9 protein-coding genes are annotated in these 12,422 nt (G+C 38.3%); 4 read left to right on the forward strand and 5 right to left on the reverse strand.

The features are described 5' to 3' along the window. Window positions 1-29: 29 nt before the first annotated feature. Window positions 30-1,220, forward strand: a complete 1,191-nt coding sequence (locus tag ACN9MR_RS08910; protein WP_426329267.1) for an NAD(P)/FAD-dependent oxidoreductase — start codon at window positions 30-32, stop codon at window positions 1,218-1,220. 392 nt (window positions 1,221-1,612) lie between these two features. Here the strand turns inward: ACN9MR_RS08910 and ACN9MR_RS08915 are convergent, their stop codons facing one another. After that, window positions 1,613-2,329, reverse strand: coding sequence for a hypothetical protein (locus tag ACN9MR_RS08915; RefSeq protein WP_426329269.1), 717 nt, complete (start codon window positions 2,327-2,329; stop codon window positions 1,613-1,615). Window positions 2,330-2,528: 199 nt separating this feature from the next. Between ACN9MR_RS08915 and ACN9MR_RS08920 the strand changes: the two genes are divergently transcribed. Then, window positions 2,529-4,745: a B12-binding domain-containing radical SAM protein gene (locus ACN9MR_RS08920; protein ID WP_426329270.1), complete on the forward strand. Its 2,217-nt coding sequence runs from the start codon at window positions 2,529-2,531 to the stop codon at window positions 4,743-4,745. Between the two features lie 108 nt (window positions 4,746-4,853). Here ACN9MR_RS08920 and ACN9MR_RS08925 read toward each other — a convergent pair whose 3' ends face one another. Genes ACN9MR_RS08925 through ACN9MR_RS08940 form a run of 4 tightly spaced genes read right to left on the reverse strand, consistent with a single transcriptional unit; the run spans window position 4,854 to window position 9,039 of the window. Next, complete coding sequence (locus ACN9MR_RS08925; protein WP_426329272.1) at window positions 4,854-5,117, reverse strand: hypothetical protein; 264 nt, start codon at window positions 5,115-5,117, stop codon at window positions 4,854-4,856. A 57-nt stretch (window positions 5,118-5,174) separates the two neighbouring features. Continuing rightward, window positions 5,175-5,564: a type II toxin-antitoxin system VapC family toxin gene (locus ACN9MR_RS08930; protein ID WP_426329274.1), complete on the reverse strand. Its 390-nt coding sequence runs from the start codon at window positions 5,562-5,564 to the stop codon at window positions 5,175-5,177. After that, window positions 5,551-5,772, reverse strand: coding sequence for a hypothetical protein (locus ACN9MR_RS08935; protein WP_426329276.1), 222 nt, complete (start codon window positions 5,770-5,772; stop codon window positions 5,551-5,553). The genes ACN9MR_RS08930 and ACN9MR_RS08935 overlap by 14 nt, the downstream gene beginning before the upstream one ends. A gap of 39 nt (window positions 5,773-5,811) precedes the next feature. Further along, window positions 5,812-9,039, reverse strand: coding sequence for an amidohydrolase family protein (locus ACN9MR_RS08940; protein ID WP_426329278.1), 3,228 nt, complete (start codon window positions 9,037-9,039; stop codon window positions 5,812-5,814). A gap of 72 nt (window positions 9,040-9,111) precedes the next feature. Here ACN9MR_RS08940 and ACN9MR_RS08945 point away from each other — a divergent pair, with 72 nt between their 5' ends. Further along, window positions 9,112-11,004, forward strand: a complete 1,893-nt coding sequence (locus tag ACN9MR_RS08945) for a RecQ family ATP-dependent DNA helicase (RefSeq protein ID WP_426329280.1) — start codon at window positions 9,112-9,114, stop codon at window positions 11,002-11,004. 104 nt (window positions 11,005-11,108) lie between these two features. Further along, a complete protein-coding gene (locus tag ACN9MR_RS08950; RefSeq protein ID WP_426329282.1) occupies window positions 11,109-12,416 on the forward strand; it encodes an MFS transporter in 1,308 nt (435 codons plus the stop codon). Window positions 12,417-12,422 lie beyond the last annotated feature (6 nt).

The raw sequence follows: 12,422 nt of genomic DNA on the forward strand, positions 1-12,422 counted from the left end.
TGCAAAAGTAACCATAATAAATTTTATTGATGAATGCTGATGCAATAATTATTGGTGCAGGTGCTTGCGGATTGATGTGTGCGGTGCAGGCAGGCTATCTGGGTAAAAAAGTAATTGTGCTCGAAAAAAATGAAAAACCAGGTGCCAAAATTTTAATTTCTGGCGGCGGCCGTTGCAACTATACTAATCAATTTGCATCAGCTGAGCAGTTTATATCAGCAAACCCACATTTTATCAAATCTGCTTTTACCCAGTGGACAGTTGATGATACCATTAGCTTCTTTGAAACTTATGGCATAACAGGCAAAGAAAAAACTTTAGGCCAATTATTTCCTGACAATAAAAATGCTAAGGATGTTGTTGAGGTTTTTACCTCCATTTGCGAAGATTTCGGGCAAGAAATCAGGTGTAACGCAGATGTAAAGGATATTGAAATATTGCCAGAAGGCTTTAAAGTAAGTTATGAGAAAAATGGTAAAACCGTAATTTTAACTGCAGAGAAACTGGTGATTACCACTGGAGGTTTACCTATCCCAAAAATGGGCGCTACCGATTTCGCCTTACGTTTTGCCAGAAAACATAACTTAAAAATTATTGAAACGGCCCCCGCTTTGGTTCCTTTGACCATTACCGGTAAGGATGAAGAATGGTTTGCACAGCTTTCGGGTAATTCTGTTTTCTGCGAAGTAAACAATGATGAGATTTCTTTCGAAGAAAATATCCTTTTTACCCATTGGGGATTAAGTGGCCCCGCTATTTTGCAGATTTCTTCTTTTTGGAGAAGAGGTGAAACGATTAATTTAAATCTGTTGCCACATCAAAATATCGTTTCACTATTAGATGAGGAAAGGAAAAATAACGGCAAAACACTACTGTCGACATTGCTGAACAGGTTTTATACCAAAAAGTTTACCGATGCTTTAGGCAAGTTTTTGCCTTTAAGCAAGCCTGTAGCTGCATTGACAAAGGCAGAAATTGATTTAATTGAACAGACGATCCACCACTTTAAAGTTAAACCTGCTGGTGATAAAGGTTATGATAAAGCTGAAGTAATGCGTGGTGGAATTGATACGAACGAAATATCTTCTAAAACTTTAGAATGTAAAAAGATTCCGAACCTGTTTTTTGGTGGCGAATGTTTAGATGTTACGGGCTGGCTGGGCGGCTATAATTTTCAATGGGCCTGGGCCAGTGGTTTTGTAATTGCGCAGAATTTATAATATCCGTCACCCTGAATTTATTTCAGAGTCTATCTAAGCCTCGTACGCTTTTAAATGGCATATGCCTCAATAAAGCAGCTGAAAACATAAACACTTAGATGTTCTTAGATAGTCAATATTATTTTGGAAATGAAAGGCTGTAGTGCTTCGGATGTTGCAGCCCTGCTATCCCTCCAAGTCCTCACTCATACTTCGCTCCGGGCTTTCCGTCCTATCAGGTTTATCTAGCCCGAGATTGCGGTTCTTTGAAGATAGGAGGGAAATTAAATAACAATATTTCTACACGTCATAGCTTGCTCAGAAGCAATCATATTACTTTAATAAGAAGCTTTCTATCGCTTTAAGATTGCTTCGTCGGCTGAAAAAGCCTTCTCGCAATGACGATGTAACTGCTACAAATAAACATTAGGCATGATTTCCCATGCCCATGGCTTTTTAAAGGTCTTAAAAGTTCTCAACTGCGAAAAATAAAGAACTTCACTTGTTTTTCGGTTTGCAATATCCCGTCGGTGTAGATTACCTACAGTGGTGAATAACTCACGGGTTTTAAAATCGTAAACCCTTTCGGTCATATCGCCATTGTTCTGGTTATAATAAAGATTGATTGCACTTGTTAAAAACCAGTCTTTATTTTCGAATTTAAAGGTATAACCCAGTTCCCAGCGCCATTCAGAACCGCCTTGAAAGCGCAAATAGAGTTGCTGGTCTTTAATGGCAATCTGCTGTAATGGATCGCCCAGCTTCCCACCTTCTTCTGAGCGTAGAATGAAATCGTTGTTTTGTGTAGATAAGCTGTAATTACCTGTTGATTTATCTTTAAAAAAGATAGCCAGTATCCTCGGTTTTTGGGTTTCTTTTATAATGTCGGTATGGTTATCGCCATATACACGTGTTTCATCTATTGTTTTATTACATTCAAAAACTACCGCTAAGTCATCTGAAGCATCGTTGTTTAAATCGCCATAAACCTGATCGATAACGGTCCAGTTGGCAGGGGTAAATTGTTCGGCAGAAGCTCCATGTGCTTTAATTTTAGGGAATATAAATGTTTTTTGCGCAAAGCCGATTTGCACACAGAGCATCAGGATGTAAAAACAAAAAACTTTCATTCAGGTAGAAAACGTGTTGATGTAGGATTAAAACGTTTGGATTGGTGTTTTAGTTTAATTGAATTATATCTCACGACTCATTATGCCATCACAGGTATTATATTGGGATTAGCATTTCTTCCGAAAAATAGATCCTGAAATAAATTCAAGGTGACGACTGTATAAAAATTCCCGTACTTTTGCAGAAAAATAACTCCCTTTGAAAACCGAAATATTTGCAATTACGCCGCCATTTACCCAACTGAATACCCCATATCCAGCAACGGCGTATATAAAAGGTTTTCTAAACACTAAAAATATCAGTGCTACACAAGCCGATTTAGGTATTGAGGTTATTTTACAGCTGTTCTCTAAAAAAGGATTGCAAGATTTGTTCAGTCACACTGACCGAAGTTTATGTGTTGATGATTCAAATCCAAAAAGTGACAATGCTAAACGTATTTTCGCTTTACAGGACGAATATTTAAAAACCATTGATGCTGTAATTGCGTTTTTACAGGGTAAAAATCCAACTTTGGCATTGCAGATCTGTAGTGATGATTTTCTGCCTCAAGCTTCGCGGTTTGCTGCTTTGGAAGAGTTAGATTGGGCTTTTGGTGCAATGGGTACGCAGGATAAAGCCAAACATTTGGCTACACTGTATCTTGAAGACATATCTGATTATATAGTAGAGTGTGTTGATGAAAATTTTGGTTTTAGCCGTTATGCAGAACGTTTAGGCAGAAGCGCTAATTCTTTTGATGAGCTCTACAATGCTTTGCATAAAGAACCAACCTACATTGATGAGATCCTGATTTCGGTTTTAAAGGGAAAAATTGAAACGGTTCAGCCTAAGTTATTTCTGATTTCAGTTCCTTTTCCAGGCAATTTGTATAGCGCTTTTCGTTGTGCACAATGGATCAGGGCCAATCACCCGGAAATTAAAATTTCTATGGGTGGTGGTTTCCCAAATACAGAATTAAGATCATTGTCGGATGCAAGGGTTTTCGAGTTCTTCGATTACATTACCTTAGATGATGGTGAATTGCCAATTGAACTTTTATACCAAAATATTACACACCCAGTTCCAGCCGAAGCCCATTTTTATAAAAGGACTTTCCTGCTCGAAAACGGTCAGGTGGTTTACCGTAACGATGCCTTCAGAAATGATTATAAGCAGGCTGATGTAGGTACACCAGATTATACAGGATTGTTATTGGATAAATATATTTCGGTGATTGAAATCGTTAACCCGATGCACCGCATGTGGAGTGATGGACGATGGAACAAACTCACCATGGCCCACGGCTGCTATTGGGGCAAATGCACTTTTTGTGATATTTCGCTCGATTACATCAAAGTTTACGAACCGGTTGCTGCTAAATTGATTGTGGATCGGATTGAAGATTTATATGAAAAAACAGGGCAAAATGGCTTTCACTTTGTTGATGAGGCTGCACCTCCTGCATTAATGCGCGAGGTAGCTTTGGAAATCATCAGAAGAAAATTAGCCGTTACCTGGTGGACGAACATCCGTTTTGAAAAAAGCTTCACTCAAGATCTATGTTTATTGTTAAAGGCATCAGGTTGTATAGCGGTTTCTGGTGGATTGGAAGTGGCCTCAGATCGTTTGTTAAAACTGATCGATAAAGGCGTAACGGTAGAACAAGTGGCTAAGGTTACCCGTAATTTTACCGAAGCTGGAGTTATGGTGCATGCTTATTTAATGTATGGTTACCCTACACAAACGGTACAGGAAACGATCGACAGTTTGGAGATGGTACGTCAGTTGTTTGAGGTTGGAATATTACAATCAGGCTTTTGGCATCAATTTGCCATGACGGCACACAGTCCGGTAGGGATGTATCCGGAAAAGTTTGGCGTGGTAAAAGACACTGAAGTGATTGGCACTTTTGCCAATAACGATATCAATTATACCGATAAAACAGGTATTGACCACAATAAATTCAGCTACGGGTTGAAAAAATCGCTTTTCAATTTTATGCATGGTATCTGTTTTGATTATGAACTGCAAGATTGGTTTGATTTTAAAATCCCAAGAACGAAAATTCCAGCTGATTTTATTGAAAAAGCTTTAAATGATGGAGACCAGTTTAACACGAAACCTACTGCAAAAGTAATTTGGATAGGAGGAAAGCCTTCTACCGAGTATTTTACCAAATCGAAAAAGGGCAATACCTGGGAAATGGCATCATTAACTTTTTACGATAAAAAAGAGACTTTTACTGTGCAAACCAATAAAAAGGAAGGTGAGTGGCTCACTGATCTTTTAGATAAAGTTTCTATCTCACACGAAAAAGTTTACACTTTTCAAGAGGTTAAAGCCGATTTTGAGCATGAAATGGAGAATTTCGAGCTGTTCTGGTATTCTAAACCGATCAACACACTTAGAGAATACGGCTTGCTGGTGTTATAATTTTATTTTTTTTGCTAACGCTTGTTTCCAACGAGCGTAAAATATTTCGACGATTCAATCGTCATTCTATCGTTGCACTCGTTAAAAACGAGCGCAAACATTATTTTACTACATCTTCATTTTAAAATGCGTCAGGAAATAAATGATGCAGATTAGTATAATTGAATTTAAGATCAGTAACAACCATGATATGATCGATTTCCGGTCTTTCATTACCGCTATAAAAGCAGTGATATAAGCCATCGCAATCAGCGCTAAAAACAGGTTTATAGTTTGGATACCCAGAATGTAATATCCGCTATAAGAGAAAACCAGTAAGCTTAATATTAAGAATACAACGGAGGCGGTAACATAGAGCTTATTCGGTTTCATGTAATTTTTGCACAAATATAGATTAATCGTAATACGGATCTAAGGCTGATTTTAACATTACCAGGCCAATATTTTTAAGTCTGCAATCTGAAGAAAGTGTTTATCTCTTGTACTTAGCTTAAGTTTATGTTGTATTGCAGATGACGCGATCCAAATATCATTTTCAGGAATGGGTGTACCTTTTCTTCTTAAATCAGCTTTAATTTTACCGTAAATTAGCGCTGTTTCTTCATCAATAGTTAGAATATTGTAGGTTGCTGTTAGCTGTTTAATATTGGCGATATTTTGTTCAATTTTAACTGAATATTCCGCACCGTAAAATAGTTCTCCAATAACAATTGAAGATAAATATACTTCAGATTTATCAATGTGGTTTGCTACGCTAACATCGCCTTTAAACAATGCAGAAATGATATTGGTATCTAATAATACCTTATTTCCAGCCATCTAAGTCAATGTTTTCACAATCTTGTTCAACAGCTTTGTCAATCAAATCCATATCTGACTTTGAGATCAGGTCTATAAAATCATGAGCTGATTTTTTTTTATCAGTTAGTACTGATTTTTTTAAAACCTTTACAATATTCAAGTCTTCCAAATCCTTAAGAAGTTGGTATGCTTTATTATTATTGATCTGTAGTAATACGGTTTCCATAAAACAAATTTACTCAAAATTAGATTATTATGCTAAAAATTAATCGCAATGCGGAACAGTAAAAGTCCAGGTTTCTGATTCTCCGTTTGGAACAATATAACCGTTTCCTCTGGTATTTTCGAACCATAACTTGCCCCTCAGTTTTTCTCTGGTTCCCACTTCATTTAAAGTAGCACTGTCGTAAAGCCTTCCATTGATCATTACATATTTGATTTTCTCCGAATTGCGGATATCATCTAAAGGGTTGGCATCCATAATCACCATATCGGCCAGTTTTCCAACTTCTAGTGAGCCGATTTCTTTGTTCATACCCAAATAACTTGCACCGTTTAATGTTGCAGCCCTGATGGCTTGCATTGGGGTAAAGCCACCCTGAACAAACATCCATAACTCCCAATGAGCGCCTAAACCTTGTATTTGCCCGTGTGCACCAAGATTAACTTTAGTACCACCATCAGCAATCTGTTTAGCGGCCTTGGCAATTTCGATATGGTTATAATCGCTGTATTCAGAAGTTGTTCTCCGTCTGGCTCTTGCATCAATAATCGAGCGTGGGGTATAAGTCATCAATTTTTCGTTCTCCCAAACATTGGTTCTGTCGTACCAGTAATTTTCGCCCCATTGGCCACCGTAAGCTACAATTAAAGTAGGTGTATAAGCCACATCGGTATTGTTCCAAAGCGTGGTCACATCTTTATAAACTGGTAAAACAGGAATACTGTGTTCGATTCCTGTATGGCCATCAGCTACCATATTCATGTTGGAAAAAAAAGTAGATCCACCTTCAGGTACAACTTCCATATTCAACTGTCGGGCTGCTTCTAAAATCTGCTGACGTTGCTCTCTGCGTGGTTGATTGTAGGATTTAACTGAAAATGCACCAACGGCTTTTAACCTGCGAAGATTGGCCAGCGCATCGTCCAAGCTATTAATTACCACTTTGAAATCGCCATCAGCACCATATAAAATGCTACCGGTTGAATAAACCCTTGGACCAACCATTCTACCCGCTTTAAGCATTTCGCTCTGGCTGAAAACCATCTCGGTATTACTTGATGGGTCGTGCGAAGTAGTTACTCCAAAAGCCAGATTGGCCATATAACTCCAATCGTTCTGTGGAGTTATTCCGTCCGGGCTGGTACGTAAGTGAGCGTGAACATCAACAATGCCTGGCATAATGGTTTTGCCATTAACATCAATTACTTTGGCATTGGCCGGAATGCTTACTGCATCTGCTTTTCCTATTGCAGTAATTTTATTTCCATCGGTAATGATGGTGCCATTTTCAATAACTTCGTCGCCTTTCATCGAGATAATTCTTGCGCCTTTTAGCGCCACTATTCCCGTAGGCATGTCAGACTTTAATACCAGATTGATGTCGATAGAAGAGGCTTCGGTTTTCGGGGTAGTTCCATCAAAGTTGAAAGCATTATTTACATCAATGGTAAAATATTTTGGTCCCAATGTCCAATGCAGACTTTTACTATCGGCACTCCATTGAATATATGTTCCACCATCAGTAGTCACTTTTGTAACCGGAATGGCTTTATTGCCTGCTGATGCATCCTGTGCGGTACCAATATTGATCATTGGTGTGATGTAAACGTTAAATAACTCGTTAAATGCCACCCATTTATTATCCGGACTAATAACAAACTGATTTGCATATTGAGAAGTAAAGTGTGTTCTTTCATTTGCTCCGTTTAAATCGATACTTTTTAATGCTTTTTTGCCATCTGCATAACTCTGAAAATAAATGCGGGTATCGGTATTGTTAAATTGTGGGCGGATTCCATTATCTAAAATCAGTGTTTTTGCACCACCATTGGCTGGCATCACAAAAATACCTGTTCCGCGGCCATAGTTATAACCTAAAACATCGTTACCGCTTCCTTTTCTGAAAACGATTTTATCACCTTTTGTTGAGTATTGGGGAGAATAATAAAAGCCTTTTTCATCAGTTAGCATGATGGTTTTTCCTGATTTTACATCCGTACGCTTTATTGCTCCGCGTAATTCATCGCTCCAGGTGGTATAAACAACATATTTTCCATCAGGACTAAAGGCGGGTTCAAATTCGAAATCCAATCCATTGGTTAATCTTTCTGGTGTTCCTGCTGGTAATTCTTGCTTGTATAAGTATCCAGCGGCATTAAAAACAATTATTTTTCCATCAGGTGATGTAGTTAATTGTCTTAACATTTTAGCTGAAAACTCATTGCTGAAAACCTGTTGCTCAAAATGTAATGCCTTCTGAACGGTTTGAATCGTATTAGCCTGAAAAGGAATGGTACTGTTGATCAATGTCCCAATTTCTGTTTTTCTGATTTTTCCTTTTGCATAGAAAACGATGCTTTTACTATCCGGAGTCCAGGCAAAATTTGGATAAACACCGAAAATAGCCCAAGTTTCTTGTTGATCATGTGATAAATCTTCGTTTACAGGCCATTCTTCACCAGTCTTCAGGTTTTGTACATATAAAGTAGATTTTAGCCTTACACGCTTAACAAAAGCAATCAAATTTCCATCCGGAGAAACCTGCGGGCGACAGGCACCACCTTGCTCATTAATCAAAGTAGTTAATTTTCCTGTCGTTAAATCCAGCTGACGGATGGCATAAATGGTTCCGTTAGGATCTTTACTATATTCAAAATTAGGCCCTGGGCTTACATCTTCACTAAAATAAACATATTTGCCATCTGGCGAAACATTAGGTTCGCCTGCATCCTGCTGGTCATTTTTACGTTTGGTTAACTGCACGCCATCTCCACCATTTATGCTATACATCCACATTTCGCCTGCGCCTAACGATCGGCTTGCGGTAAAATGTTTTCTGGCCACGAGGTATTCGCTATTTGGCATCCAGGTGGCATTATTCAATAACCTGAAGCTTTCTTTTGTAATCTGTTTTTTGCCAGAACCATCACGGTTCATAATCCATATATTATCTCCACCGCTTTTATCGCTGGTGTAAGAAATGTATTTTCCATTAGGGCTAAACCGGGGCTGAACATCCCAGGCAATACCACCACTAATTAGTTTTGCAACTCCACCGCTAATTGGCATCACGTAGATATCGCCAAGTAGATCAAAAGCAATTTCCTGTCCATCAGCACTTACATCAAGGTTCATCCATGTGCCTTCATCAGTATTTAAAGTGAAGTTTTTTGTTGTGCCTTGGTATTTTTCAATATCCCATTTTTTCTCTTGGGCGTTAGAACTGAAAAATAATAAGGAAAGAGCGGATAGAAAATAGAGATGTTTCATCAAATTTTTGATTAATTGTGGCGCAATTTAGCAATATCAACAGCTTTTTTATAGTTTTGATACCGCCGATTTATGACAGCAATAGAGATTTTACAAAAATATTGGGGACATCAAGCTTTTAGGCCTTTACAGGAAGATATTATTTCCTCGGTTTTAGAAGGAAAAGACAGTTTAGCCTTATTGCCAACTGGCGGTGGTAAATCGATCTGTTTTCAGGTTCCGGCTTTAGTTAAGGAAGGAATTTGTATTGTTGTTTCACCGTTAATTGCCTTGATGAAGGATCAGGTAGAGAACCTCAAATCCAAAGGAATTGAAGCCATTGCCATTTATGCAGGGATGGGCAAACGCGAAATTGATATCTTGCTGGATAACTGCATTTACGGAAAAATCAAGTTCCTTTATTTATCTCCGGAGCGTTTATTGTCTGAGTTAGTGCGTGTCCGTATTTCGTACATGAATGTGAATTTAATTGCTGTAGATGAAGCGCATTGCATTTCGCAGTGGGGGTACGATTTTCGTCCGCCATACCAACAAATCGCCAAACTCCGCGAAATCCTTCCAGATGTTCCTGTTTTGGCACTTACTGCAACTGCTACTGAGTTTGTGCGGAAAGATATTATAGAGAAGCTTGAAATGAAAGACCCGCAGGTTTTTGTTAAAAGTTTTGCCAGGGATAATTTAAGCTACGTGGTTTTCGGCAATGAAGATAAATATAAAAAGCTGATCGATATTTGCCAGAAAGTAAAAGGTACAGGTTTAGTTTACGTACGTAACCGCAGGGAAACTGCCGAAGTGGCTAATTTTATCAATAGAAACCATATTAAGGCCGATTTTTACCACGCTGGATTGGAGCGTGATGTACGTTTTTTAAAACAAGAAGAGTGGAAAAATAACAAAATCCGGATTATGGTGGCTACAAATGCTTTCGGGATGGGGATAGATAAGGCAGATGTTCGTTTTGTGGTGCATTTAGATTTGCCTGAAAGTTTAGAAGCCTATTATCAGGAAGCAGGTAGGGCAGGACGTGATGAAAAGCGAAGTTATGCGGTTCTTCTAGCTAATCAATCTGACGTTCTGGGCTTAGAATCCAGGTATCTCGATAGTTTTCCTACTCCAGACGAGATCAGAAAGACCTATCACTATCTCGGCAATTATTTTCAGTTGGCATTTGGTGCAGGCGAGGGTTTAACTTTTACTTTTGATATCGCTGACTTCTGCAAACGGTTTAATATTAGTGTTTTAAAAACAATTTCAGCGCTGAAGTTTTTAGAGCATGACGGTTATCTTACCTTATCTGAAAGTGTCTTTCTCCCATCGAGAATGATGTTTATCGCCAGTCATGAAGATATTTATCGTTTCCAGATTGAAAATAAGGCTTACGATGGTATTATAAAAACCATTCTGCGTTCGCATGGCGGCGCTTTCGACGGTTTTGTTAAGATTAATGAAGCCGATTTAGCCAAAAAAACAGGATTGTCGTATAAAGAGATTATCGCACTGCTTAATAAATTGCAGGCTATTGAGTTACTTACTTACATTCAGCAAACCGACCAGCCGCAATTGCAATACATTAGGCCGAGGGTAGACATGGATCATTTCGATTTAGATGTAAAATACCTGGAACTGAGAAAGGAAATCCTGCATAAGCAGATTAACGCTGTGGTGGCTTACACTTCATCAAATTTATGCAGGAGTATTCAACTCCTTCATTATTTCGACGAACATCATGCTACAAAATGTGGGGTATGCGATGTTTGTCTGGCTGAAAAAAGAGCCGAAAATCAGAGCCAGATGGAAGAGGAAATTGAATTTGAGATCGTTTCTTTGCTGCAACAACAACCTTTAAGTCTTGATGATCTGGTTACAAATATTAAAAATGGAGCCGAAGCCGAAAGGATTGATGCCATTCGAGAATTATTAGATGCCGGTAAGATTAAAACTGATGGGAAGAAGTATTATCTTTAGCGAGTTTAAAACTGTTAACTGTTTAAACTGTCGAAATCGGTTAATTGTACGATTTGTCGCAGTTGAACAATTAACCGATTAACCAGTTAACCTCCTTAAAACTAATGATAACAAAAAACAATAAGAAAACCATCCGTTCGTGGGCGTTCTTCGATTGGGCAAACTCTGCCTATAACTTGGTCATCACTTCTACCATTTTTCCGGCTTATTATACCATTATTACCACCACTAAAGAACATGGTGATAAAGTGGAGTTCTTTGGTAGAACCTTTGTAAATACCTCGCTTTCCAATTATGCCTTATCATTTGCGTATCTGATAATGGCTTTTGCTTTGCCGATGCTTTCATCTATTGCCGATAGAAGGGGGAATAAGAAGTCGTTTATGAAATTCTTTACCTATGTAGGCGGGGCAGCATGTATCGGTTTATATTTCTTTAAGTTAGATACGCTCGAAATGAGTGTCATTTTGTTCGCATTAGCAGCAATGGGTTATATTGGAGGTGTATTATTCAGCAACTCTTATCTGCCTGAAATTGCAACCGAAGAACATCAGGATCGCGTGAGCGCACAAGGCTTTTCCTATGGATACATTGGCTCAGTTTTACTTCAGCTGATTTGTTTCCTGTTTGTACTAAAACCAGAATGGTTCGGTATTACTGATGCCTCATTTCCACCAAGGTTATCTTTTTTATTGGTTGGCGTATGGTGGATCGGTTTCTCTCAGATTCCTTTTTCAGCACTTCCGAATGGAACACCTCAGCACGATAGAGTAAAAACGAATATCCTGAAAGATGGCTTTAGTGAGCTATCTAAAGTTTGGGCACAGGTGAAACAAATGAGGGTTTTAAAAGGATTTTTAGTTTCTTTCTTTTTCTACTCCATGGGGGTACAGACCATTATGCTTGCTGCTGCGGGTTTTGCAGAAAAAACATTAAAACTAGGGACTGCAAAACTTATTGCTGTGATACTGATCATTCAGCTTGTGGCTATTCCAGGCGCCATGCTCATGTCTTATTTAGCTAAAAAGATAGGGAATATAAATGTGTTGATTATGGTAGTTGTAGTATGGATTGGCTGTTGTGTTTTTGGTTATTACATCACTAATGAATATCAGTTTTATTCATTAGCCGCAATTGTAGGTTTAATTATGGGCGGAATTCAATCTTTATCGCGTTCTACCTATTCTAAATATTTACCTGTTGATACAAAAGACAGCACTTCATTTTTTAGTTTCTATGATGTAACAGAGAAATTGGCGATTGTAATTGGCCTTTTCAGTTTTGCTTACATCGAAGATTTAACCGGAAATATTCGCTACTCAATTATCGCTTTGGCATCATTTTTTATTGTTGGATTAGTTCTTTTAGTGCTTCTAAGAAAAAACGAACATAAAGAATCGCTAAAATTGTAAGTTTGC

This window comes from Pedobacter sp. R-06, from assembly GCF_049913135.1.
Taxonomy (GTDB): domain Bacteria; phylum Bacteroidota; class Bacteroidia; order Sphingobacteriales; family Sphingobacteriaceae; genus Pedobacter.